Source organism: Jannaschia marina (assembly GCF_013404595.1).
Lineage (GTDB): Bacteria > Pseudomonadota > Alphaproteobacteria > Rhodobacterales > Rhodobacteraceae > Jannaschia > Jannaschia marina.
Window position 1 is genome coordinate 71373 of the sequence record NZ_JABVAX010000007.1, and the last position, 24099, is coordinate 95471.

Annotated in this window: 28 protein-coding genes; 7 read left to right on the forward strand and 21 right to left on the reverse strand. The window is 68.1% G+C overall.

The genetic code is table 11. The features are described from left to right. Positions 1–43: 43 nt before the first annotated feature. From murB to HSX43_RS12970, 12 genes are all read right to left on the reverse strand, one after another. Entirely contained in the window at positions 44–961 is a 918-nt protein-coding gene (gene murB / locus HSX43_RS12915) for a UDP-N-acetylmuramate dehydrogenase (protein ID WP_179380556.1), read from the reverse strand. Next, complete coding sequence (locus HSX43_RS12920) at positions 958–1197, reverse strand: DUF2484 family protein (protein WP_179380557.1); 240 nt, start codon at positions 1195–1197, stop codon at positions 958–960. The genes murB and HSX43_RS12920 overlap by 4 nt, the downstream gene beginning before the upstream one ends. Before the next feature lie 58 nt (positions 1198–1255). Then, complete coding sequence (gene murC / locus HSX43_RS12925) at positions 1256–2659, reverse strand: UDP-N-acetylmuramate--L-alanine ligase (protein WP_179380558.1); 1404 nt, start codon at positions 2657–2659, stop codon at positions 1256–1258. After that, positions 2656–3750 carry a UDP-N-acetylglucosamine--N-acetylmuramyl-(pentapeptide) pyrophosphoryl-undecaprenol N-acetylglucosamine transferase gene (locus HSX43_RS12930; RefSeq protein ID WP_179380559.1) on the reverse strand — a complete coding sequence of 365 codons (1095 nt, stop codon included), beginning with the start codon at positions 3748–3750 and terminating at the stop codon, positions 2656–2658. Before HSX43_RS12930 ends, murC begins: the two co-directional genes overlap by 4 nt. Positions 3751–3760: 10 nt before the next feature. Next, on the reverse strand, positions 3761–4930 hold the full coding sequence (locus HSX43_RS12935) for a peptidoglycan glycosyltransferase FtsW (RefSeq protein WP_179380560.1): 1170 nt from the start codon (positions 4928–4930) through the stop codon (positions 3761–3763). A 117-nt stretch (positions 4931–5047) separates the two neighbouring features. Then, the gene (locus tag HSX43_RS12940) at positions 5048–5641 is read right to left on the reverse strand and encodes an SCO family protein (RefSeq protein ID WP_208454597.1); all 594 of its coding nucleotides are present in this window, start codon (positions 5639–5641) and stop codon (positions 5048–5050) included. Between the two features lie 2 nt (positions 5642–5643). Then, the gene (locus tag HSX43_RS12945; RefSeq protein WP_179380561.1) at positions 5644–6162 is read right to left on the reverse strand and encodes a copper chaperone PCu(A)C; all 519 of its coding nucleotides are present in this window, start codon (positions 6160–6162) and stop codon (positions 5644–5646) included. A 162-nt stretch (positions 6163–6324) separates the two neighbouring features. Next, positions 6325–7773: a TRAP transporter large permease gene (locus HSX43_RS12950; protein ID WP_179380562.1), complete on the reverse strand. Its 1449-nt coding sequence runs from the start codon at positions 7771–7773 to the stop codon at positions 6325–6327. After that, positions 7773–8627 (reverse strand): TRAP transporter small permease subunit, encoded by an 855-nt coding sequence (locus HSX43_RS12955; RefSeq protein WP_179380563.1) that lies wholly within the window; start codon positions 8625–8627, stop codon positions 7773–7775. Before HSX43_RS12955 ends, HSX43_RS12950 begins: the two co-directional genes overlap by 1 nt. Positions 8628–8768: 141 nt before the next feature. Next, the gene (locus HSX43_RS12960; protein WP_179380564.1) at positions 8769–9821 is read right to left on the reverse strand and encodes a TRAP transporter substrate-binding protein; all 1053 of its coding nucleotides are present in this window, start codon (positions 9819–9821) and stop codon (positions 8769–8771) included. A gap of 179 nt (positions 9822–10000) precedes the next feature. After that, entirely contained in the window at positions 10001–10801 is an 801-nt protein-coding gene (locus HSX43_RS12965; RefSeq protein ID WP_179380565.1) for an N-acyl homoserine lactonase family protein, read from the reverse strand. A 4-nt stretch (positions 10802–10805) separates the two neighbouring features. Beyond that, on the reverse strand, positions 10806–11093 hold the full coding sequence (locus HSX43_RS12970) for a putative quinol monooxygenase (RefSeq protein ID WP_179380566.1): 288 nt from the start codon (positions 11091–11093) through the stop codon (positions 10806–10808). 60 nt (positions 11094–11153) lie between these two features. Between HSX43_RS12970 and HSX43_RS12975 the strand changes: the two genes are divergently transcribed. The 3 genes from HSX43_RS12975 to HSX43_RS19830 all read left to right on the forward strand — a co-directional run bounded on the left by HSX43_RS12975 (position 11154) and on the right by HSX43_RS19830 (position 13484). After that, positions 11154–12221, forward strand: a complete 1068-nt coding sequence (locus tag HSX43_RS12975; RefSeq protein ID WP_179380567.1) for an isocitrate/isopropylmalate dehydrogenase family protein — start codon at positions 11154–11156, stop codon at positions 12219–12221. After that, positions 12218–13231, forward strand: a complete 1014-nt coding sequence (locus HSX43_RS12980; protein ID WP_179380568.1) for a Gfo/Idh/MocA family protein — start codon at positions 12218–12220, stop codon at positions 13229–13231. The genes HSX43_RS12975 and HSX43_RS12980 overlap by 4 nt, the downstream gene beginning before the upstream one ends. A 118-nt stretch (positions 13232–13349) precedes the next feature. Further along, positions 13350–13484: a hypothetical protein gene (locus HSX43_RS19830; protein WP_268884068.1), complete on the forward strand. Its 135-nt coding sequence runs from the start codon at positions 13350–13352 to the stop codon at positions 13482–13484. A 5-nt stretch (positions 13485–13489) separates the two neighbouring features. Here the strand turns inward: HSX43_RS19830 and rpe are convergent, their stop codons facing one another. Continuing rightward, on the reverse strand, positions 13490–14188 hold the full coding sequence (gene rpe, locus HSX43_RS12985) for a ribulose-phosphate 3-epimerase (protein ID WP_179380569.1): 699 nt from the start codon (positions 14186–14188) through the stop codon (positions 13490–13492). A 28-nt stretch (positions 14189–14216) separates the two neighbouring features. Next, positions 14217–14786, reverse strand: coding sequence for a 5-formyltetrahydrofolate cyclo-ligase (locus tag HSX43_RS12990; protein ID WP_179380570.1), 570 nt, complete (start codon positions 14784–14786; stop codon positions 14217–14219). Between HSX43_RS12990 and HSX43_RS12995 the strand changes: the two genes are divergently transcribed. Further along, positions 14785–15384 (forward strand): VOC family protein, encoded by a 600-nt coding sequence (locus HSX43_RS12995; RefSeq protein ID WP_179380571.1) that lies wholly within the window; start codon positions 14785–14787, stop codon positions 15382–15384. The two genes, HSX43_RS12990 and HSX43_RS12995, sit on opposite strands and share 2 nt — an antisense overlap. After that, complete coding sequence (locus HSX43_RS13000) at positions 15381–15767, forward strand: metallopeptidase family protein (protein WP_179380572.1); 387 nt, start codon at positions 15381–15383, stop codon at positions 15765–15767. The genes HSX43_RS12995 and HSX43_RS13000 overlap by 4 nt, the downstream gene beginning before the upstream one ends. Positions 15768–15816: 49 nt before the next feature. Here HSX43_RS13000 and HSX43_RS13005 read toward each other — a convergent pair whose 3' ends face one another. From HSX43_RS13005 to HSX43_RS13025, 5 genes are all read right to left on the reverse strand, one after another. Beyond that, on the reverse strand, positions 15817–16338 hold the full coding sequence (locus HSX43_RS13005; RefSeq protein WP_179380573.1) for a CarD family transcriptional regulator: 522 nt from the start codon (positions 16336–16338) through the stop codon (positions 15817–15819). A gap of 247 nt (positions 16339–16585) precedes the next feature. Next, positions 16586–16921 (reverse strand): ferredoxin FdxA, encoded by a 336-nt coding sequence (gene fdxA / locus HSX43_RS13010; RefSeq protein WP_179380574.1) that lies wholly within the window; start codon positions 16919–16921, stop codon positions 16586–16588. 51 nt (positions 16922–16972) lie between these two features. After that, positions 16973–17356: an RNA-binding S4 domain-containing protein gene (locus tag HSX43_RS13015; protein ID WP_179380575.1), complete on the reverse strand. Its 384-nt coding sequence runs from the start codon at positions 17354–17356 to the stop codon at positions 16973–16975. After that, a complete protein-coding gene (locus HSX43_RS13020) occupies positions 17353–20196 on the reverse strand; it encodes a helicase-related protein (RefSeq protein ID WP_179380576.1) in 2844 nt (947 codons plus the stop codon). The genes HSX43_RS13015 and HSX43_RS13020 overlap by 4 nt, the downstream gene beginning before the upstream one ends. Continuing rightward, positions 20196–20792, reverse strand: coding sequence for a tetratricopeptide repeat protein (locus HSX43_RS13025; RefSeq protein WP_179380577.1), 597 nt, complete (start codon positions 20790–20792; stop codon positions 20196–20198). The genes HSX43_RS13020 and HSX43_RS13025 overlap by 1 nt, the downstream gene beginning before the upstream one ends. A 52-nt stretch (positions 20793–20844) precedes the next feature. Here HSX43_RS13025 and HSX43_RS13030 point away from each other — a divergent pair, with 52 nt between their 5' ends. Together HSX43_RS13030 and HSX43_RS13035 are read left to right on the forward strand one after the other, a co-directional pair. Continuing rightward, positions 20845–21129: an SCP2 sterol-binding domain-containing protein gene (locus HSX43_RS13030; RefSeq protein ID WP_179380578.1), complete on the forward strand. Its 285-nt coding sequence runs from the start codon at positions 20845–20847 to the stop codon at positions 21127–21129. A 10-nt stretch (positions 21130–21139) separates the two neighbouring features. Then, positions 21140–22075 (forward strand): alpha/beta fold hydrolase, encoded by a 936-nt coding sequence (locus HSX43_RS13035; RefSeq protein ID WP_179380579.1) that lies wholly within the window; start codon positions 21140–21142, stop codon positions 22073–22075. A 56-nt stretch (positions 22076–22131) separates the two neighbouring features. On the opposite strand, the gene HSX43_RS13040 is transcribed toward HSX43_RS13035, so the two are convergent. Together HSX43_RS13040 and HSX43_RS13045 are read right to left on the reverse strand one after the other, a co-directional pair. Beyond that, positions 22132–22806 carry an ABC transporter ATP-binding protein gene (locus HSX43_RS13040; protein ID WP_179380580.1) on the reverse strand — a complete coding sequence of 225 codons (675 nt, stop codon included), beginning with the start codon at positions 22804–22806 and terminating at the stop codon, positions 22132–22134. Beyond that, entirely contained in the window at positions 22799–24067 is a 1269-nt protein-coding gene (locus tag HSX43_RS13045) for a lipoprotein-releasing ABC transporter permease subunit (RefSeq protein ID WP_235962648.1), read from the reverse strand. The genes HSX43_RS13040 and HSX43_RS13045 overlap by 8 nt, the downstream gene beginning before the upstream one ends. Positions 24068–24099: the final 32 nt, after the last annotated feature.

Consider the following 24099-nt stretch of genomic DNA (forward strand, 5'->3'; position numbering starts at 1 on the left):
CCCCGGTGTCTGCTTTCCCCGGCCTCTGACGGACCTTTCGGGGTTATCCGGGTTCTCCGACCCGCATGATTTCCCAGTCTAGCGTCAATCCGCTGGTCTCGAAAACCTTTTTCCGCACCTCCTCGCCCAAACCTTCGAGGTCCGCGGCCGTGGCACCACCGGCATTGACGAGGAAGTTCGAGTGTTTGGGGGACATGATCGCCCCGCCGCGCGTCGCGCCCCGCATCCCGGCGTCGTCGATCACCTTCCACGCCTTGAGGTCGTGGGTGTCATCCGCCCGCCCCGTCGAGCTGAACCCCGCGGGGTTGCGGAAGGTGGAGCCGGCGCTGCGGTCCTTCGTGGGCTGCGTGGCATCGCGCTTGGCGAGCTGCTCCGTCATCCGGGCCTCGAGCGCCTCGGGGTCACCGGGTTCGGCGCGGAACGTCGCGCGGGTGACGATGGTGCCCTCGGGGATCGCGCTCGACCGGTAGGCGAGCCTCAGGTCGGCCGCGGGGATCGTGACCACCTCGCCCGCCCGCGTCACCGCCTCCACCTCGACCAGATGGTCGGCGACGTAGCTGCCGTAGCAGCCCGCGTTCATTCGCACCGCGCCGCCGATGGAGCCGGGGATCGTGCGCAGGAACGTCAGGTCGCGCCCCGCCTGCGCCGCGCGCCGCGCGACATGGGCGTCGAGCGCCGCGGCCCCGGCACGCACCCGGTCGTCCTCGATCTCGATCGCGTTGAAGCCGCGCCCGAGGCGGATCACGACCGCCCGCAGCCCGCCGTCGCGCACGATGAGGTTGGAGCCGACGCCCATCGGGAAGACGGGCACCTCGGCGGGCAGCGCCCGCAGGAAGGCGCAGAGGTCGTCACGGTCGGCCGGCTGAAAGAGCGCATCCGCCGGCCCGCCCACGCGCATCCAGGTCAGGTCGGCCAGCGGCCGGTTCTCGGTAAGGGTGCCACGCACCTGCGGATAGGTCATTTCACTTTCCCCCGGATCCAGCGGCCGAGATAGATCACCGGCCAGCGCAGCACCAGCGCCATGACGGCGACCCCGAGAAGCGCCCAGGGCCAGCCGAGCGAGAGCCCCAGCCAGGCGACGAGCGGCAGACCGAGTGCGATGAGCCCATAGGCCGCGGGCCAGCTCTGCTTCGCGGTCAGGACGATCTGCAGCAACCAGGCCAGGACCACCCAGAGGCACAGCGCGATCAGCGGCACGGGCGCATATCCTTCCCGAAGGATATGCGCGGCGTCGGATCGTTCCGGAACGATCCGGTCACGCCGCGGCGAGGCGGTCGGGCAGCGCGTTGGCCCAGCCCGAGATCGTGCCCGCGCCGAGACAGACGACGATGTCGCCCGCGCGCGCCTGTTCGCGCACGAGGCGTTCGAGGTCGGCCTCGTCGGTGACGGCGCGGGCGTGGCGATGGCCCGTGCGGATTAGGCCGGCGACCAGATCGTCGCGCCCTGCCCCCTCGATCGGGTCTTCCCCTGCGGCATAGACGTCGGCGATCCCCACGACGTCGGCATCGTTGAAGCAGCCGCAGAAGTCGTCGAAGAGCGAGGCGAGCCGCGAATATCGGTGCGGCTGATGCACGGCGATGACGCGGCCGGTGTCGCCGATGGACTGCCGCGCGGCCTTGAGGACGGCGGCGATCTCGACCGGGTGGTGGCCGTAGTCATCGATGATCGGCACGCCATTCCACTCGCCCACGCGGGTGAAGCGGCGGTTGACGCCCCCGAAGGCGGCGAGGCCCTCGCGGATGACGTCTTTCGGCACGCCGAGTTCGCGGGCGACGGCGACGGCCGAGAGCGCGTTCGAGACGTTGTGGTCGCCCGGCATGGGCAGGCGGCAGCCCTCGATCACCGCCTCCTCGGCCTGAAGCTGGATGTCGAAATGGGCGACGCCCGCCTCGTAGGTCAGGTTCACCGCGCGGACGTCGGCCTGTGCGTTGAAGCCGAAGGTGACGACCCGGCGGTCGGTCACGCGGCCCACGAGCGCGCGGACCTCGGGATGATCGGTGCAGCAGACGGCGAGGCCGTAGAAGGGGATGTTCGAGACGAAATCGGTGAACCCGCGGCGCAGGTTCTCGATGTCGCCCCAGTGCTCCATGTGCTCGGGGTCGATGTTGGTGACGATGGCGATCGTCGCCGGCAGGCGGTTGAAGGTGCCGTCGCTCTCGTCGGCCTCCACGACCATCCATTCGCCGCTGCCCTGCCGCGCGTTCGATCCGTAGGCGTGGATGATACCGCCGTTGATGACCGTCGGGTCGAGTTGCCCCGCGTCGAGGAGCGCGGCAACCATCGTGGTCGTCGTCGTCTTGCCGTGGGTGCCGGCGACGGCGACGTTCGACTTGAGCCGCATCAGCTCGGCCAGCATCTCGGCCCGGCGCACCACCGGCAGGCCGCGGGCACGGGCCGCGTCGAGCTCGGGGTTGCCGGGCTTGATGGCCGAGGAGATGACGACGACCTCCGCGTCCTCGAGGTTCTCGGCCTTCTGGCCTACGAAGATGCGCGCGCCCTTCTCGCCGAGGCGATCGGTGATCGGTGAGGCCTTGAGGTCCGACCCCTGCACCGTCAGCCCGTTCGACAAGAGCACCTCGGCGATCCCGGACATGCCGATGCCGCCGATGCCGACGAAGTGGATCGGGCCCATCGAATTGGGAAGTTTGGTCGCGTTCATAGGTCCTTGCTCGCAATATACTCGGCCAGATCGGCGAGGCGCGTGGCCGCGTCGGGCACGCCGACCGAAAGGGCCGCGCGGTGCATCTGCAACGCGCCGTCCGGGTTGGTGAGGATCAGCTCGATCTGATCGGTGAGCGTCTCGCGCGTGAGCTTGCCCTCGGGCAGCAGGATCGCCGCCCCCGCCTCCGAGAGGCCGCGCGCGTTGGCCGTCTGGTGATCGCCCGCCGCGGCGGCATAGGGCACCAGGATAGAGGGGCGGCCGATGACGCTGAGATCGGCCACGGTGGAGGCCCCCGAGCGGCAGATGACGAGCTGTGCGTCGGCCATGCGCGTCGGCACGTCGTCGAAGAAGGGGGCGATCTCGGCCGAGATGCCCTCGGCCGCGTAGAAGGCGGTGACGCGCTCGATGTCCTCGGGCCGGGCCTGTTGCGCGACGCGCAGATGGCGGCGCAGGTCCTCGGGCAGCGTGGCGAGCGCGGCGGGCACTTCGTCGGAGAGGATGCGCGCGCCCTGGCTGCCGCCGATCACGAGGACCGTCATCGGGTAGTCGCCGGGCGTGATGTAGGGAGCCGCGGCGCGGGCGAGGATCGCGGCGCGTACGGGATTGCCCGTGTGGTGCCCCTCCACCCCGTCGGGCAGAACCGTGGGCCAGGTGCCGCAGGCGAAGGCATCGACGCGCGTGGCGAAGATCTGGTTCACGCGCCCGAGGATGCCGTTCTGCTCGTGGATGATGCGCGGCAGCTTCATCAACACGGCCGCCGCCATCGCCGGGATCGCGGGATAGCCGCCGAAGCCCGCCACGATCTGCGGTCGGTCGCGGCGAAACCCCATGAGCGCGCGGAACACGCCGCCCGTCAGCTTGGGCGCGACGCCGAGTTTCGCGGCGAGTCCCCCGCGGGCGAAGGTTGCGGAGGGGACGACCTCGATCTCCACCTCCTCGGGGAAGCCGCCGGCGTAGCGCGCGCCCCGGTCGTCGGTCGAGAGCTTCACCCGCCAGCCGCGGCTCAACATCTCCTCGGCGAGGGCCTGCGCGGGGAACATGTGGCCCCCGGTGCCCCCGGCGGCGATGACGATCAGCGGGTCGGCCATGGCCCCTCTCTCAGCGGTATCCGTTCGACAGCAGGTGATCCCCGATCTCGGCCTGCGGCCGGGTCCGGGTGAAGCACAGCAGCATCCCGGTCAAGGCTCCCATCGCGATGAGCGAGGACCCGCCGTAGCTGACGAAGGGCAGCGTCATGCCCTTGGCGGGCAGGAGACGCACGGCGACGCCGAGGTTGATGAAGGCCTGACTGGCGAGCAGGACCGTGAGGCCGGTGCCGGCAAGGCGGATGAAGGTATCGCGCTCGTGGCAGAGCCGTATGAGGCAGCGCGCCGAGATGAAGGCGAAGAGCGTGACGATGAAGAGCACCATCAGAAGGCCGTATTCCTCCGCGGCGACCGCGATGATGAAGTCGGTATGGGCGTCGGGCAGGATCCACTTCACGCGGCCCTCGTTCACGCCGGTCCCGAAGAAGCCGCCCTCGCGGATGGCGTCGATGGCGTAGCCCATCTGCGTGCGCGGGTCGACGTCGGGGCTCAGGAAGCCGTCGATGCGGCGCGCGAAGTGTTCGGAGTTCTGGTAGGCGAAGACGCCGGCGAGGCCGACGCAGGCGACCACTCCGGTCAGGATGGCAATCGGCGCGCCGGCGACGAAGTAGACGGCCGACCATGCCACGATCGTCAGCATCGCCTGCCCGAAGTCGGGCTGCAGCGCGAGAAAGGCCACGATGACGACGAGGACGGCGAAGCTGATGGACTTGCCCGGCGGACCGTTCGGCTCGGCCGCGGAGGCCATGAGCCAGGCCGTCATGACGATGAAGACCGGCTTCAGGAACTCCGAAGGTTGCACGCTCGCGAAGCCGAGCGAGTACCAGCGCACGGCCCCCTTGCCGAAGTCGGTGCCGAGCACCGGCAGCAGCATGACGGCCGCCGCCGCGAAGAAGAACCCGATGACGCCGAGGCGGCGGACCATGTGGGGCGACATCATCGAGATGCCCAGCATCACCACGAAGGCGAGCCCGCCGAAGAAGGCCTGTCGATAGACGTAGTGGAAGGGCTGGAGGCCGTTGCGCTCCGCGAGGGGTACGGAGGCCGCGAAGCCGAGGAGGAGCCCCACGGCAAAGAGCAGGACCAGCGCGCCGAGCACGCCCTTGTCGATCGTCCGCCACCAACGGGAGACGATGGCCTCGCCCGGAAGGACGACGACCGCACCATGTGCGATTTCAGTCATTGGACCGCCTGTACTGTTCTGCCCGCCCGGTTTTCCGGGTCTCGTCAGCCAGTGTAGCGCAGTGATTCGAATCGCGCCAGAGTCTTCGGTCCGCGCGTCGCCGCGCCGCCCCGCGCCCTAGCCCAGGACGCGGGTGATCTTGGCCTTGGCGCTCGCCGGATCCTCGCCATAGGAGATGAGGTCGACGACCTTGCCCTCCTCGTCGAGGACGAAGATCGACGCGTAGTGGTCCATCGTATAGTCGCCCTCCCCCAGAGGACGTTTTTGCCAGTAGACCCGCCAAGAGCGAGCCATGTCCCAGACGTCCTCCGGTTCGCCGGTGATGCCGAGGATACGGTCCGACTGCGGCTCCAGATAGTCACGCAGGAAGTCGGGCGTGTCGCGCTCGGGGTCGATGGTGACGAAATAGGCTCCGATCGCGTCCTCCTCGACCTGCAGATCGTCGAACCAGGTCTCCATGTCGTAGACCGTGGTGGGGCAGACGTCGGGGCAATGGGTGAAGCCAAAGAAGAGAAGGCTCGGCCGACCGGTGAAGGCGGCCTCCGTGATCGTGGCTCCGGTGTGGTCGGTCAACGCGAAGGGCGCGCCGAGATCGGTGGCGACGGTCGTCGCGACGGTGCGCGACTCCATCACCTGTCGCAGGGCGACGCCCCCGCCGAGGGCGAGGACGGCGACACCGAGGCCGAGGAGGAGCGTCTTCATCTGGGGCATGGTCAGTTCCCGTGGTTGCCGTGGCCGTGATCGCCGCCGTGACCGCCCTCGGCACCCGTTGCCTCGCGGATCTCGCCCAGCGTCAGGACGGGCGCGTCGAGCGTGATCTCGCCCGCGGTCTCGAAGGTCAGTGTGATCTCGTGGCTCTCGCCCGCGGTGAGCGGCTGGGCCAGACCCATGAGCATGAGGTGCAGGCCGCCGGGCATCAGTTGCACCGTCTCGCCGGCGGGGATCGGGATGCCGCCCTCGACCTGCGACATCTCCATGACGCCGTCGTTCATCGTCATCGTGTGCAGCTGCACCTCACCCGCGATGGCCTCGGAGATCGCGGCGGCGACGAGCGTGTCGTCGGCATCGCCCCTATTCTCGATGGTGATATAGCCGCCTGCGACGGGCGCGTTCGGCGGCGTCGCGCGCAGCATCGGCGCGTCGAGGCTCAGATCGCCGAGCGTGACCGGCTCGGCGGCGGCGGAGAGGGGAAATACGGCGAGAAAAACAGCAAACGGAAGAGAAATGCGCATGGAAATAGCTCCGGTTGACGTGCACCTGTCATCTGACATTGACGTCCGCGCTTTGGAAGACGGACACGCCGTCGCACCCATCACATCGCCGCCATCGGGAACGAGGAAGGGGCGCTCCCCTCCCAAGAAGCGCCCCTTCGCAGCCCGCGCGAGAGATGACTGTCAGTTGCCGTAGGCGACCGAGGGCAGCCACGTCGTCAGCGCGGGAAAGAGGAACACGATCGCGAGGCCCGAAAGCTGCAGGATCACGAAGGGGATCACGCCGCGGTAGATGTGGCCGAGGTTCACGCCCGGCGGGCAGACGCCCTTGAGATAGAAGAGCGCGAAGCCGACGGGTGGCGTCAGGAACGATGTCTGTAACGTCACCGCCACGAGGATCGCGAACCAGACGACCTGCGGGTCGCGCACCACTTCGAAGCCCGGCACCACCAGCTCCAGCCCCTGAATGATCGGCAGCATGAGCGGCATGATGATGATCGTGATCTCGATCCAGTCGAGCAGGAAGCCCAGCAGGAAGACGATGAAGAGGATGAACAGCACGACCATGTAAGGGTTCTCGAAGATCCCGAGCACGTGGTTCTGCACGATTTCGTCCCCGCCGTAGCGACGCAGCACGAGGGCGAAGAAGTTCGCGGCGAGGAAGATGCCGACGATGTAGCCCGAGGTATTGAGCGTCGAGCGCGCGACCTCCACGAAGACCTTGAAGTTGAGCTTGCGGTTGGCGAGCGCCAGCAACGTCGCCCCCATCGCGCCGAGGCCCGAGGCTTCGGTCGGCGTGGCGAGACCCGCGAAGATCGAGCCGAGCACCAGCAGGATCAGCAGAAGCGGCGGCACGACGGCGAGCAGCACTTCTTTCACCACCGGCCAGCCGACGTGTTCGCCGTGATCGGGCGCGGGCATGGCGTCGGGCTTGATGAAGCCGTAGATCACGATGAAGCCGATATAGAGCCCGCCGAGGATGAGCCCCGGAAAGAGCGCCCCCATGAAGAGGTCGCCGAGCGAAATGGCGAGCTGGTCCGACATGATGACGAGCATGATCGACGGCGGAATCAGGATGCCGAGCGTCCCCGCGGCGGCGATCGTGCCGGTCGAGATGGGCTTCGAGTAGCCCTGTTTCATCATCTGCGGCAGCGCCATAACGCCAAGGAGCGTGACCGAGGCCCCGATGACCCCGGTCGAGGCCGCGAGGATGATCCCGATCAGCAGGACAGTGAGCGCGAGGCCCCCGCGCAGCCCCCCGAAGAGACGCTGCATCGAGACCATCATCCGCTGCGCGACGCCCGACTGGTCGAGCATCAGCCCCATGTAGATGAACATCGGCAGCGCCACGAGGACGGGGTTCTGAACGATATTGCCGAAAAGCCGGTTCGAGAGGACCGAGAGCCGCTGGTAGTCGATCCCGGTGCGGTCGAATTCGATGATGTCGTCGAAGGCCCTGCGGTACGGGTCGAGCAGGATTTCGGCGAAAAGCGCGTAGATGAGCGACACGCCCACGAGCGCGAAGGCCACCGGGATGCCGCGGAAGAGCATCCAGATGAAGCTCAGGAACATCACGAGCACGACGAGCTCGTTCAGGGTCATCACCCGACCGACGAGTTCCAGGATGAACATCAGGCCGTCTCCTCGGACTTGTCACGCAGCACGTAGGCCGCGGCGATCAGCAGGACGGTCAGGATCAGCGTGACGAGCACGGTGATCTTCATCTCCTGGTTCAGGGGCAGTTCGATCGTATCGAAGATCCAGTGCCGCTGCGCCTGCCGTGCGGTCGTCCCCTCCTCCGAGGTCATCAGGACCACGCCGAGCGCGGCATAGTAGAAGGCCAGGTTCACCACGAAGGCGACGCCCGGGAAGGCATAGAGCAGCTTGCGCCACCAGAGCGGCTGCATGAGTTGCGACAGCATCCGGACGTAGGCGAACCAAGTGGCGAGTGCGATCAGCAGGAAGGCGAGGTTCACGAAGCTCTTGAGATAGTAGAGCCCGTGCAGGCCGTTCGGGGAGCTCGAGCCCTCGTTCGCGGCGATGGATTGAAGCGCATAGGCCAGCGTCACATCCCAGCAGAGAATCGTGAACGGCAGAAAGAGCCAGGCCAGACCGAAGATGTCGATCTTGCGCTGCTTCCGGGTGGAGAAGCCGTCGTAGAAGATGTCGACGCGCACGTGGCTGTTCGTCGTGACCGCATAGGCCACGCCGATCAGGACGGCCGCGCCGTAGAGCCACCACTGCAGGTCGTCGAGCCAGGCCTGGTTGCCGGGCCCCACACCCATGCGCCCGAAGTTGCGCAGAAGTACCTGCACCACGATTGCGACCATCAGGATGGGAAAGAGCCAGGAGAAGAGATTCGAGACGGCGACGACGAAACGATCGCCGCGATTGTGAGTAGCGCGCCCGACCTCGCCCGGGTCGGTAATGGCGACGATCGCGCCGCCGGGCCCGCCCTCGACGGTCTCTTCCGGTATCTGGCTCATGGCTGCTCCCTTCCCCCAGTTGGCGCATCGCTCTCGTGCGGTGGCACCGTTCGTGGGGCCGGGCGATCCGCGCCGCCCGTGCCCCGATCTCATGCCGATGACCGGCCGCGCCCCCCGACGCGGCCGGTGGCCGTCAGGCGATCACTCGCCGCGCGGGCGCGGCAGGTAGATCGTGTCGCCCCAGGTCTTGTAGCCGGCGCGGAACTCCTGAAGGTCGTCCCAGACCTCCTTGAAGTAGGCGTCCTCGGCGGCCAGCTCCTCGGCGACGGCGATCCAGTTCTCCTCGAAGGCCGCGAGCATCTCGGGCGACCAGGTCTTGATCGTCACGCCATTCTGCTCGGTGTTCTCGACCATGGCCTGGAAGTTGGTGGCCTCGCCCTCGGCGTAGTTCGTGGTGATGTTGGCGAGGCAGGCCACTTCGATCTGCTTCTGGCTGCGCTCGTCCAGATCTTCCCAACGGTCCTTGTTGATGAGCAGCTCGAACATCGTCGCGGGCTGGTGCCAGCCGGGGAAGTAGTTGTACTTGGCGATCTGGTGGAAGCCGAGACGCGCGTCGATGCGCGGCATCGAGAACTCGGTCGCGTCGATGGCACCGCGCTCGAGCGCCGGGAAGATGTCACCGCCCGCCAGAAGCGAGGTCGAGACACCGAGGCGCTGCATCACTTCGGCACCGAGGCCGAAGAAGCGCATGTTCAGACCCTCCAGATCCTCGAGCGAGTTGATCTCGGTCTTGAACCAGCCCGAGGTCTCGGGCGCGATGATGCCGCAGGGCAGGACGTGCACGTTGTAGCCGTTGTCGTCGTACATGCGCTGGAACATCTCCGCGCCGTCGTCGTAGAGCATCCAGGCCAGAAACTCGCCGGCCTCGGGGCCGAAGGGCACGGCGGCGAAGAGCGAGGCCGCGGTGATCTTGCCCTGCCAGTAGCCGGCGGTGGTGTAAGCGGCGTCGACCGAGCCGTTGGAGACCGCATCGAGGGCCTCGAGCGTCGGCACCAGCTCGCCCGGATCGAAATGCTCGAACTCGACCTCTTCGGAGATGCCGTTGATCTTCTCGACGAAGTCGACGCCGGCGGTGCCGAGGATGGGCAGGTTCTTACCGAAGGCGGAGGTCATCTCCAGCACTTCCTGGGCGTTCGCGGCGCCCGTGGTGGCAAGCGCGGCGGTGGTGGCAAGCGCGATGGCTTTGAGTTTCATGTGACAGTCTCCCTATTATTCCCCCACGACCCGCAACGGCGGGCCGGAGCGACGCCCCCTCCCGGGCCGTCTGGTCAAGATTTCTTACCGATTTGACCATTGAAGGCCAGCGGTTATTCGGCGCATGAGGCCGCTGTTAGCGAAAACAAATCTCCTTTCTTGTCCGAAAGTGGCGCTTTCTACCCAAAAGTGGGTAGCGGTTTCCGCGGACCATTCGAGAGGATCCAGCTCTCCGGGCCGGACTGCGGAAAGAGATCGCGCACGAGCGGGTCGTGGCCGGGCACGATGAGTTCCGGGGCCGAGGCGAGTCGGTTCAGCGTGGCGAAACCGTCCAGCATCTCGGCCACGTCGGCGACGATGGGGAAGGGTTTTCCGAGAGCCATGTTCTCATAGAAATGCGTGGCGTCCGACGCGAGGCAGAGCCAGCCCGCCGCCGTGCGCACCCGCACCACCTGCAGGCCCTTCGAATGACCGCCGATGCGATGGACCGTCACGCCCTCGGCCACCTCCGCGTCGCCTTCGGCGAAGACGACCCGGCCCGCGTAGAGCCGGCGCACCGCTTCGCAGATATGCTCCCCGGTGAAAGGCATCCGGAGCGCGTCGTGGCACATGCAGGGGCCTGTGGCATAGGCCATCTCGCTCGCCTGCATGTGGAGCGTCGCGTTCGGAAAGAGGTGCAGCCCGCCCGCGTGGTCGTAGTGCAGGTGCGTGACGATGACGGTGCCGATGTCTTCCGCCACGAGGCCGTGGGCGGCTAGCGCCTCGCGCGGATCGATCAGGATCGGACGGTCCCGGCGCGCGCCCTCCGAGGCGTCGTAGCCGGTATCGACCAGGATCACCTCCTGCCCCCGCCGCAGGAGCCACATGAAGTAGTCCATCGGATGCGGTGCCGCGTGGTCGTCGTCGAAGATGAAGCTGTCGCCGCGCACCCTTGCATTGCGGTCGGCGTAGCGCAGGGCAAGGACCTCCCAGTCGGACACGCGCTCAGCCCTCGACGACGGAATAGGTGCGCACCTGCTTCGAGGCGATCATGTCGGAGGTCAACCGGTCGAAGGTCTTGTAGTGCGGGGTCGCCAGATGGGCCTCGAAGCCGGCCGCGTCGTCGTAGAGTTCGTAGAGGAAGATCTCGTCCGGTCGGTCCGGGTCGGTCGCGACGTCGAAGCGGTGGCAGGCCGGCTCGCCGAGCGAAGCGCGGGCGTTCTCGATCATGGCCGGCTTGAAGTCCGCCATGCGGCCGGGGGCGACCTCGATGGTGACGACGACTGCGAACATGCTTCCCCTCCGAAGATTTGCTTTCTATTGATACTGTCAACAGACGCGAGGAATATCAAAATGTCCAAGACTTTCGAAATTGCCGTCTTCCACGGGGACGGCATCGGGCCGGAGATCATGGCCCCGACGCTGGACATCCTCCGCGACCTGTCGCCCAACTACGACTTCACGTTCGTCGACTGCCCCGCCGGCGCGCGCAGCTATCTCGACATGGGCTCCGACCTGCCCGAGACGTCGCTTGCCGCGGCGCGCAAGGCCGATGCGATCCTGCTCTCGGCACTCGGCGACCCGGCGGTGCGCTACCCCGACGGCACCGAGATGACGCCGCAGATCGACATCCGGATCGCGCTGGACCTCTACGCCGGCGTGCGCCCCGTCCGCATCGTGCCGGGGATGCGCACGCCGCTGAACCTGCCCGAGGGCCGGAGCGTCGATTTCGTCCTCGTGCGCGAATCGACCGAAGGTCTATTCCACACGCAGGGCAAGGGGCACGTCGAGGACGACCTCGCCGAGGAGACGCTCCGCCTGACGCGCGCGACGACCACCAAGGTCTGCGACTATTCCTTCCGGCTCGCCCGTGACCGCATGGCGATGGGCCACCGGGGCCGCGTCACCAGCGTCGACAAGGCGAACGTCTTCCGCGCCTTCGCCTTCTGGCGCGAGATCTTCGACGAGGTAGCCATGGGCTACGACGACCTGACCGCCGATCACGCCTATGTCGACGCCATGGCGCTCTGGTTCGTGCTGAAGCCCTGGGAGTGGGACGTGATGGTCACCGAGAACATGTTCGGCGACATCCTCTCGGACCTCGGCGCGGGGCTCATGGGCGGGCTCGGCATGGCCCCTTCCGCCGACATCGGCGACGACCACGCCCTCTTCCAGCCCTGCCACGGCTCGGCCCCCGATATCGCAGGGCAGGGAATCGCCAACCCCTTCGCGATGATCCTCTCGGCGGGCATGATGCTCGACTGGCTCGGCCGGCGGCACGAGATGCCCGCCATGGTCGCCGACGCGGCGCGCCTGCAGGCCGCCGTCGACGCCTGCCTCGCCGCGGGCGAGGTCACCGGCGATCTCGGCGGATCGCTCGACTGCGCGGGGGCCGGAGCCGCCGTGAAGGCGCGGCTGTGAGCGCCCCCCTGCGCGTCGGTCTGCTCGGCGCGGGCTACTTCGCGCGCTTCCACGCGGAGGCCTGGACGCGGATGGCGGAGACCGACCTCGTCGCCACCTGCGATGCCGACCCGGAGAAGGACGCGACCTATACGACGCTCGACGCGATGCTCGCCGCCGAGACCCTCGACATCCTCGACATCGCCACGCCGCCGCCGAGCCACGCCGCCGCGATCCGCGCCGCCCTGCCCCACGCGCCACGGGCGATCATCTGCCAGAAGCCCTTCTGTACCGCGCTCGAAGAGGCGGAAGCGGTTACCGCCGAGGCCGAAGCCGCGGGCGTGCCGCTGATCGTGCACGAGAACTTCCGCTTCCAGCCCTGGTTCCGGGCGATGAAGGCGGCGCTCGACGCGGGGCGGATCGGCCGGCCCCTCAACCTCACCTTCCGGATGCGCACGGGCGACGGGCAAGGCCCCTATGCCTATCTCGCGCGCCAGCCCTATTTCCAGACCATGCCGCGCCTTCTGATCCACGAGACGGGGGTGCATTACATCGACACGTTCCTTTACCTGCTGGGGCCACCGGATGGCGTCTACGCTGACCTGCGCCGCCTCAACCCGGCGATCCGGGGCGAGGACGCGGGACATGTGATCTTCGACTACGGCACCGGCATGCGGGCCGTGCTCGACGGCAACCGGCTCCTCGACTTCGACACCGACGACACGCGCCGTACCTTCGGCGAGGCCCTCCTCGAGGGCGAGGACGGCGCGATCACACTGACGGGGGACGGGGCCGTGCGGCTGCGCGCCCACGGCAGCCGCGAGACGGAGGAGCTGCTGGCCCCGCGCGACTGGCCCAATTTCGCGGGCGATTGCGTCCACGCCCTCCAGGCGCATGTGGTGGCGGCCCTGCGCGGAAAGGGAGTATTCGAGAACCCCGCGCGGGCCTATCTGCGGGTCATGCAGCTCTCCGAGCTGACCTATGCCAGCAGCGCCGCCAAGAGCAGGCTTCCGTTCAATTCGAACGATTGAGGCGGGCGGGACCGGACCGCATTTACGATGCGTCAATCGCTCTGCGCTACGAGGGGCGCGGGAGGCATAGCTTCCGTCACCCGCCGCGCGACGGCGGACCACTCTGAAAGGGTTGCCCATGACGTCCGACCTTCGACGCCGGCGCACGCATATCGCCTATCTGCTGCTCTTCATCTCGGCCGTCGTGGCGCTCGCCCCGTTCGACCCCGGGCAAGCGGCGATGACGGCGGCTCCGACCGCGCAGGCCGACTGACGGCGTCAGCCCCGCGCGGCCTCGGCGGCCGCGCGGATCTCGGCGATGTTGGTGCCGTAGGCTTCGGGCGCATCGACCGATCCGCCGCGGAACACCGCCGACCCGGCGACCAGCACATCGGCACCCGCCGCCGCGACGAGTGGGGCGGTCGATGGATCCACACCGCCGTCGATCTCGATATGCACGGGCCGGTCACCGATTGCGGCGCGCAGCGCGGCGACCTTTTCGACCTGCGAGCGAATGAAGGATTGCCCGCCGAACCCCGGGTTGACCGTCATCACGCAGACGAGGTCGATGTCATCCAGAAGCGGCAGCGCCGACTCGGCCGGCGTGCCGGGGTTGAGCGCGAGACCCGCCCGCATCCCCGCGCCGCGGATGGCCTGCAGCGTCCGATGGATGTGCGGCCCGGCCTCGACATGTGCGGTCAGCACGTCGGCCCCCGCCTTGGCGAAGGCCTCGATGTAGGGATCCACCGGCGCGATCATCAGGTGGACGTCCATGACCCCCTTGATGTGCGGGCGGATGGCCGCGCAGGTGGCCGGCCCGAAGGTGATGTTGGGCACGAAATGCCCGTCCATCACATCGACATGGATCCAGTCCGCCCCCTGCCCCTCGACGGCCGCGCATTCCGCCCCGAAGGCAGCGAAGTCGGCGGCGAGAATCGACGGCGCGATCTTGATGGAACGGTCGAATATCTCGGTCATGTCTTCCCCCTGAGATCTGAACGCGGGCTTACGCCGTCCCGCCCGGTGCGTGAACCCCCGCGTCGGTTACGATATAGGGCAAGCGAACATCCGTCGGCTCCTGCGGGAGCGCCTCGACCCGTTGCGCCTCGAGCGCGAAACCCACCACGAGCGCATCGCGGAGCCCCGCGAGCGTGCGGTCGTAGAAGCCGCCGCCGTAGCCGAGCCGCGCCCCCGTCGCGTCGAACCCCACGAGCGGAACGATCACGACATCCGGCACGCGCCATCCGCCCTCGGTCGGAACCGAGACGCCGAAGGCCCCGGTCTCGAGCGGACAGCCGGGCCACCATTCGCGAAACCGCAAGGGCGCGCCGCGCGCCGTCACGACCGGGACGCAGACACGGTTGTCCTTGGCCAGCACGCGCATCGCATGGGTCGGATCGGCCTCCGACCCGATCGGGAGGAACCCCGCAATCGTCCGCCCCCGCAAACCCATCAACCGGGCGTAGAGCCGTGTGCCCGCCATCGCGCGCCGCCCGGCCGGCACGGCGTCGCGGGCGGCAAGGCAGCGGCGGCGCAGTTGCGCCTTGTCGGCGGTCGGACTAGAGCCTTTCCCCATGCTCGCCTTTGACCACTTCGCCGTCTCCGCCGCAACGCTGGAAGAGGGCACGGCCCATGTCGCCGCGCATCTCGGGCACGATATGGGCCCGGGCGGCGAACATACGCGCATGGGCACGCACAACCGTCTCTCGGGCCTCGGGCCGGGCGAATATCTCGAGGTCATCGCGATCGACCCCGCCGCGCCGGCCCCGCCCCACCCCCGCTGGTTCGACCTCGACCGCCGGTCGGGCTCGCCGCGCGTCGGCAACTGGATCGCCCGGACGGACGCTCTCGACACGTTCGTCGCGGCCTTCCCGGATGCAGGCCGGCCGGTCGACTTCGAACGCGGCCCCTACCGCTGGCGCATGGCGGTGCCCGACGACGGGATCCTCCCTTTCGACGGCTGCTTCCCGGCGGTGATCGAATGGCTGTCTCCGGCCCCGGAGTTCCCCGAAAGCAGCCTGCGCCTGACCGCGCTGGACCTGCGGCACCCGGACCCGGCGGTTCCGGGCGTCATCGCGCAGTTGATCGAGGATCCAAGGATCACCGCCACCAACGGCCCGCGGCGGATCACGGCCCGGCTGGACACGCCCGACGGCCCGCGCGAGATTGCATGATCGCCCCGGACCTCGACGACTTGCGACGGATCGCGGAGGACACCCGCGATGCCTTCCCCGCGCCCTTCGCCGGGCTTGCCGCTGAGGTTCGCCTCGTGGTCAGCGACTGGCCCGACGACGACCTGCTCGACGAGATGGAGATCGAGAGCGCCTACGAGTTGACCGGCCTCTACGACGGCGTTGCCCTCACCGAGCGCGACCCCTCGCAGCCCGAGCCGCCCTCGACGGTCCATCTCTTCCGCCGCCCGATCCTCGACGAATGGGCCGAGCGGGGCGACGTCACCTTCGCCGCGCTCGCCGCCCATGTGACGGTGCATGAATTCGCGCACCACTTCGGCTGGTCCGACGCGGATATCGCGCGCATCGACGAATGGTGGACCTGACATGAAAACGGGGCCGCGCGGGCCCCGTCGGTCCGGATGACTTTTGCCGTCAGGCCGCGGCGGAGGGACGCGACGAGAGCACGTCGTCCACGGCCTTGAGCGCCGCGTCCTCGTCCATGTCCTTGTTCACGGCGGCAAGCTCGCGCGTCAAGCGGTCGAGCGCGGCTTCGTAGAGCTGACGCTCGGAGTAGGATTGCTCGCGCTGCTCGTCGTTGCGGTGCAGGTCGCGCACCACTTCGGCGATGGCGATCAGGTCGCCCGAGTTGATCTTGGCTTCGTACTCCTGCGCGCGGCGCGACCACATGGCCCGCTTCACGCGCGCCTTGCCCTTGAGCGTTGTCATCGCCTTCTCGACCACGTCGGGCGACGACAGCGACCGCATACCCACATCGGCCGCCTTGTTGGTCGGCACGCGCAGCGTCATCTTGTCCTTGACGAAGTTGATGACGAAGAGCTCCAGCTCCAGGCCCGCGACCTCCTGCTTTTCGATGCTGACGATCTGACCCACGCCATGGGCGGGGTAGACGACGAAATCGTTGGGGCGGAATTCGGGCTTCTTGGACATGGGCATCCTTTCGATGTCTCGTGCGCTTGGCCCTCGGGCCGCAGAAAGCGCCGACCACGGACCGGAACCCGTCGCCTGCGTCCTTGCGCATCTCTGTTAGGCCATGAGGACGGGAGCAACCCCGTCCCGGGGCCATGTAGGTGGCAGTCAGACCCGGGCCCCAAGGCCCGGAATGACACTTACCATATCACAAAATGCGCATCCCCGAAAGGGACACGGTAACTGACCCATCCGACATCGCGTCGCTCGCGGCTCAGCCGCCCTCGCCCGGCGCTTCGGAGAAGAGCTCCATCTTGCCCTCCTTGCCGTCCATCTCCTCGGCGGTCGGCAGCGGATCCTTCTTGGTGATGATCACCGGCCAGAGCTCCGAGTACTTGCGATTGAACTCGACCCACTTTTCGGTGTCCGGCTCGGTGTCGGGGCGGATCGCGTCGGCGGGGCATTCGGGCTCGCAGACGCCGCAGTCGATGCATTCGTCGGGGTGGATGACCAGCATGTTCTCGCCCTCGTAGAAGCAATCCACGGGGCAGACTTCGACGCAGTCGGTATATTTGCAGGCGATGCAGGCATCGTTGACGATGTAGGTCATGAGCGGGAGTCCTCGCTGGGCGTCACGCGCGGTCTATCGGGGCCGTCCGGGTCATTCAAGCGGGCCGGGCCCGGTTCCGGCCCGCGCTCTCATTCGCGTGATCTCCCGGTCGAGCTTGCGCCGGTCACGGCCCGTCGGGCGCGGCCCGCTGCGGGGCACAGGTGCGGGCGACTCGTCGTCGTAGAGCGTCTGCGCCTCGCTGGCCGGCCCCCTGCGTGTCGGCAGGCCGCGGACGATGACCACGCGGATGCGGTCCCCCTGCGGGAAGGTGAGCGCGTCGCCCGGGCCGACCGTCGCCGACGTCTTCGTCACATGCACCCCGTTGAGGCGAACGCGCCCGTCCGAGACGACCCGCGCGGCAAGCGTGCGAGTCTTGAAAAAGCGCGCCTGCCAGAGCCACTTATCGATCCGCTGCTTCGCTGCGGACCCGGTCACTGATCCTTCAGCGCGGCAAGCGCCGCGAAGGGATTGTCGGGATCAACAGGCTTATCGCGCTTGGGCTTCGCTTCGTAGGTCTTCGGCCCGCGGTCGCCGCCCGGCTTGCCCTTGCCCTTCGCGCCGCCCTGGCGCGGTCCGCCCTTACCCTGCGGCTTGCGACCCTTGCCCGATTGATCGCGACGCGGCCCCCGGCCCGCCCCGCGGCGCGGGGCCCAGGTGAAGGTATAGAAGATCTCCATTTCGGGGCCTTCGGCAGGCTCGATCGCAGCATCGGACTGAACCGGGGTCTCCTGTGGCTGCTCGCCCGGCACCTCGGTCGGCGGCGGGGCCGGAGCCTCCTGCGGTTCTTCCACCGGGGTTTCGGCAGGCGGGGTTGGCGGGGTTTCGGCCGGCGTGTCCGGGGTGACAGGGCTGTCCGGGGTCTCGGGCGTGCCGGGCGTGCTTGCTTCGGCCGGGCGCTGCTTCTCGCGCTCACCCTTCTCCGCAGTGTAGCCGAGGCCACCCATTAGGTCGGCGAATTGCTCCAGCGTCATGCCCGTGATCGACAGCATGTCGGCGGTCGCCTCGAACCCTCCGCGCGAATCGGCGGGGCGCAGCAGATCGGCCAGCCGCTCGAGCATGTCGATCCGGATCGCCCGTGCGCCGGCAAGGCGGTAGCCGGCCATCGTGTAGTAGCCCTTGGGCGCGCCCTCCGAGGCCGGAACGGTCACGAGGCCCGGCGGCGGGGCCTCGGGGAACTCCGACAGATCGTTCCACAGCGACCAGAGCACCAGACGGAGCCGCGTGGGAGCAGGCTTCAGGAGCATCTGCTGGAAGATCGTGAACTGGCCGAAGCGGACGCCATGCTTGCGAAGCTGGCCGCGCGCCTCCTGGTCGAGCTCCTTCACCTCCTGCGCGACCTCGTGACGCGGCAGGACGCCGAAGCCTTCGAGCAGGCGGAAGGCGAAGCCGCGCGCAAGGCCTGTCACCGTCTCGTCCTTCGACATGGCGATGAGCGGCTCCATCGCGGCGGCGACCTTGCGGTCAATGAAATGCTGCAGTCGGCGCGTGACCTTCTGCATCACCTCCGGGCCGGCCTCCTCATCGACGAAGGCCTCCACCGCCGGCTTGAGCGCATCCGCGCCCTTCACAAGCTTGCCCACCGCCTGGTCGCCCCACATCAGGCCGCCCTGCTCGGTGAAGTCCATCTCGGTGTCGGGCGCGTTGTAGAACCGGTCGGCGCGCAGATGGAACTCGGGGCGCAGCGCTTGGGTCGCGGCCTGACGCACGGTCTTCGCCTCGTCCGGCGTGGTGGTGACGGTCTGGTGGAAGCGGAAGCCCTCGAGCCGGCCGAGCGCCTCGCCCTCGACGGTGACTTCACCCTTGTCGTTGATGTCGGCCAACAGGCCCTCCTTCATCTTCAGCCGCCTGAGCAGCACGCTGGTCCGCCGGTCGACGAACCGGTTCGTCAGAGCATCGTGGAGCGCGTCCGAGAGACGGTCTTCCACGGCCCGCGTGGCATCGCGCCATTCCGCCTCGTTGTCCACCCAGCCCTTTCGCTGCGCAACATACGTCCAAGTGCGGATATATGCCAACCGCTTGGAGAGCGTGTCGATGTCGCCCTGCGTCCTGTCGATACGCTTGATCTGACGGGCGAACCAATCACCGTCCACGCAGCCCCGTTCGTGCAGAAATCCGAAGATCCGGGCGAGGAGGTTGGTATGCTCGCCGTGGCTGATCCCCTGGAAGTCGGGGATGCGGCAGACATCCCAGAGCAGGCGCACGTCGCGCGCGTCCCGCAGCCGGCTGGCCACGCCCTCCAGCTCATGGAGCGTCTTGAGCGACGACAGGTCGTCGGCCTCCCGCCCGCGGGCCAGCATCGGCTCCGCGCTCGGGGCCTCGAGCGAGGCGACGAGCGCCGGGACGCTGCCGAAATCGAGCCGGTGGTTGCGCCACATCAGACGTTCGATCGGCTTGAAGCTGTGGGTCTGGATCGCCTCGACCTCGCCCTCGTCGAGCGGCCCCGCCTCGCCCGTCACCCCGAAGGTGCCCGGTTGCGTGTAGCGGCCCGCGCGGCCGGCGATCTGCGCCAGCTCGTGCGGCATGAGCCGGCGGATGCGCTGACCGTCGAATTTGGAGGTGGCCGAGAAGGCGACGTGCCGGATGTCGAGGTTGAGCCCCATCCCGATCGCATCCGTCGCCACGAGGTAGTCGACGTCGCCGTTCTGGTACATCTCCACCTGCGCGTTGCGCGTCCGGGGACTGAGCGCACCCATGACGACGGCCGCGCCACCCTTCTGCCGCCGCAAGAGCTCGGCGATCGCATAGACATTATCGACCGAAAACCCGACGATCGCGGTACGTCCGGGCATCCGGCTTATTTTTTTCGAACCTGTATAGGTCAGGTCGCTGAATCGCTCCCGCCGCGCGAACTGCACCTTCGGGACGAGCGCCGCAATCGCGCGCCGCATGGTGTCGGACCCCATGAAGAGGGTCTCGTGCAGGCCGCGCATGTTGAGGAGCCGGTCGGTGAAGACATGGCCGCGTTCGGGGTCGGCGCAGAGCTGGATCTCGTCGATGGCGACGAAATCCGTGCCCATCCCCTGCGGCATCGCCTCGACCGTACAGACCCAATAGGCCGCCCGCGCCGGCACGATCCGCTCTTCCCCGGTGACCAGCGCCACGACCGACGGCCCCCGCAGCGCGACGATCCGGTCGTAGACCTCCCGCGCGAGCAGACGCAGCGGCAGGCCGATCACCCCCGTGCGATGCGACAGCATCCGTTCGAGCGCGTAATGCGTCTTGCCGGTGTTCGTCGGCCCGAGAACCGCCGTCACCCGTCCGAGGTTGCTGTCCATCAGAGGGCCCGATCGCCTGTCTGCAGCTCCAGCCGCTCGATGGCGCGGTTCACGTTCTCCTCGGCCGGATGCACCGCGGCGGCCGCCTTGAGGGCCTTGAGGGCCCCCTCCTCGTCACCGAGCTGCTCGAGGATGATGCCGAGACCGGCAAGCGCCCCGAAGTGGCGCGGCTCGAGGATCAGAACCTGCTCGATATCGGAAAGCGCAGCCCCGTACTCCTCGAGCATGAAGAAGGCCGTCGCGCGCTGGTTCCATCCCTCGGCGAAATCCGGCGCATGATCGGTGAGCGCCGTCAGATGCGACACCGCGCGAGTATACTCACCCGCTTCGATGGCGTCCGAGCCGCGCCGCAGAAGGAGATCGAGCGCCGAGCTGCCGGAATGGGTCCACCGCTCGAGGATCTCTGCGGCAAGCCGGTTCGCCTCGCCCGCTTCCTCCTCCGAGGTCAGCGTGCCGAGGCGATCGAGCAGCACCTGCGCATCCTCCGACAGGATCTCACCGTCCCCGAGAGGGGCATCCTGCGCGAGCGAAAACGTGGCGTAACAACAGGCCAGCAGAACCGCGAGGGCCTTGAGAGTGACGCGAAGGTCAATCATCTTGTCGGGAACCCCATCCGCCGTTCCGGCGATCAGTATTCAAAGGATGAACATGAGCGACATCATCAGCGAAGCCGTCACGCAGCTTTCCTCGAAGATTGGCACCTTCGACGGCAGCGTCAAGTTCGTGATCGAGGGCGAAGGCGCGATCATGGTCGATTCGGACGGCGTGCGCGCCGGCGACGAAGAGGCCGACTGCACCATGACCGCCGATGCGGAAACCTTCCGCGGCATCCTCGACGGCGACGTGAACCCGACCGCCGCCTTCATGACCGGCAAGCTCTCGGTCGACGGCGACATGGGCCAGGCCATGAAGCTCGGGGCCTCGCTCTCCTGAGCGAACCGGCATGACGGCCCTCGCCGACGCTCCCTATCACGCAGACGTCGCCGCCGGCCCACCGGCGGCGCGTGCATTCTGGGCCACGACCGCCGACGGCGTCCGCATCCGTGTTGCCGCCTGGACCGAGGGGACGACGGGCACGGTGCTCCTTTGCCCCGGCCGCACCGAGTACATCGAGAAGTACTCCGACGCCGCCCGGCATCTCGCCGCCCGAGGGTTCGCCACGGTGGCGATCGACTTTCGCGGGCAAGGCCTTTCGCCGCGTCCCCACCACGACCGGCGCGTTGGCCATGTCAACGGTTTCAAAGAGTTTCAGAACGACGTTGATGCGGCCCTCGCGCTTTGCGCGAATCTTGATCTGCCGCGCCCATGGCACATCCTCGGCCACTCCATGGGCGGGCTCATCGCGCTTCGGGCGACGATGCGGCTGTCCGCCTTCGAGCGGGCGGTGTTCTCCGCCCCGATGTGGGGCCTGCAGGTGGAGCCGCATCGCCGGGCCGTCGCCTGGGGGCTGAGCTTCCTCGGCTCCACCTTCGGCTTCGGCGAACGCCTCACGCCGAACTCCGGCAAGGTCGCCGACCCGGCCGGCGCGCCGTTCGAGGGCAACCTCCTGACCCGCGACGCGGAAATGTTCGCCTGGATGAAGCGGCAGATCGCGACCCATCCGGATCTCGCGCTCGGCGGCCCGTCGCTCGGCTGGCTCTGGGCCGCGCTGCGCGAGATGCACGCCTGTGCCCGCCTGCCCGCCCCCGACCTGCCGGCGCTCACCCTTCTCGGCACCGAGGAGGCCATCGTCTCGCCCGATGCGATCCACGTGCGGATGGGGTCGTGGCCGCGCGGACGGCTCGAAATCCTCGATGGGGCCCGTCACGAGGCGCTGATGGAGGACGCGCCGCTTCGCGCCGATCTCTACGACCGGATCGCGGCGCATCTGAGGGGTTGAGGCCTCTTCGCCGCTCTCCCGTCCCGTCATGTCCGTCCTCATCGGACGCCGGCGGCTTAGACCAGCTTCCCCTGTTCGAGCCGCACCGTCCGGTCCATCCGTGCGGCAAGGTCGAGGTTATGCGTCGCGATGAGCGCGGCCATCCCCGTCTCGCGCACGAGCGCCATCAGCGCATCGAACACAGTGTCCGAGGTCCCCGGATCGAGGTTGCCGGTCGGCTCATCGGCCAGGAGCAGGCTCGGCCCGTTGGCAAGCGCACGGCAGAAGGCGGTGCGCTGCTGCTCGCCCCCCGACATCTCGGCCGGGCGATGGTCGAGCCTGTGATCGAGCCCGACGCGCCCGAGCAGATCCTCCGCACGGGCGCGGGCCGCGGCCGGGGCGACACCATTGGCCAGTTGCGGCAGCACGATGTTCTCGGCGGCCGTGAACTCCGGCAGGAGGTGGTGGAACTGATAGACGAAGCCCACCCGCTCCCGGCGGGCCCGCGTCCGGGCGCGGTCGGACTGCCCCGTCAGGTCGTCGCCCGCCATGGTCACGCGGCCCGCGTCCGGCGTATCGAGGAGGCCGGCGATATGCAGGAGCGTCGACTTGCCCGCGCCCGAGGGGGCCACGAGCGCCGTCACCTGCCCCGCCGGCACGGCAAGGTCCACCCCGTTCAGCACCCGGATCTCGTTCGGCTGTCCGAGGTTGTAGCCCTTCTCGATGCCACTCAGGCGCAGCGCGTCACTCATAGCGCAGGGCCTCCACTGGGTTCATCCGGGCGGCCCGCCGCGCGGGGAAGATCGTCACGAGGAACGAGAGCGTCAGCGACAGCACGACCGCCGAGAGCACGTCGGCCAGCTCCAGACGCGCCGGCAGGGCCGAGATGAAGCGGATCGACGGGTCCCAGACGCCACCACCCGCGATCCAGTTCACGAAGCTGAAGATCGGGTCGATGTAGATCGCGAAGAGGCACCCCAGCACCACGCCGATCACCGTGCCCACCACGCCGATGGACGCCCCGCAGAGGAAGAAGACGCGCAGGATCGTCCCCTCGCTCAGACCCATCGTGCGCAGGATGCCGATGTCGCGGCCCTTGTTCTTGACCAGCATCACGAGGCCCGAGGTGATGTTGAGCGTGGCGATCAGCACGAGGATCGAGAGGATGACGAACATGATGTTGTCCTCCATCTTGAGGGCGCGCAAAAAGGCCCCGGCGTTGTCTCGCCAGGTAAAGAGATAGGCGTTCTCGCCCGCCGCAGCCGCGAGCGCGGGCGAAAGCGCCTCCACCCCCTCCGGGTCCTCCGTGACGACATGCACCTGATCGGCGACGCCCTGCCGGTTGAAGAAGAGCTGCGCCTCCTCGAAGGGCATGTAGACGCGGATGCGGTCGATGTCGTAGCGGCCCACGCGGAAGACGTAGGCCACCTCGTAGACCTTGATGCGCGGGCTCGTCCCCATCGGCGTGCGCTGCCCGTCGGGCGAGATGAGGCGCACCTTGTCACCCGCCGTCACCCCCAGGTCGCGCGCGAGCACCGCGCCGAGGGCGATACCGTTCTCGAAATCGTCTAGCGCCCCGGCGCTCTCCTCGGGGTTCGCCACGAGATCGACGGCACGCAGATCCTCGCCCGTGACGCCCAGCACCTGGACGCCCGCGTTGCGCCCATTCGCGGTCGCCATGACCTGCCCCTCGACCACCGGCATGGTGGAGACGACACCCGGTACCGAGGCCAGTCGCTCTGAGAGGGCGTCGAACTCTGTGATGGTGCGGGTCTGGCGGCCGTCGGGTAGCGTCTCCCCGTAGGAGTAGACCGTCACATGGGGGTTCGCGCCGACGATGGTGCCCACAAACTCGTGGCGGAAGCCCGAGCGTACGGCGAGCGTCGCGATGAGCGCAAAGACGGCCAGCGCGATCCCGATCAGGCTGATCCAGGTCATCACGCTGATGCCCCCTTCGGAGCGGCGCGCGCGCAGGTAGCGCCAGGCGATCATCCATTCGAACCGTTTGAACATCATCTCTCCGGTCTGCCGCGCCTGCGGCTCCA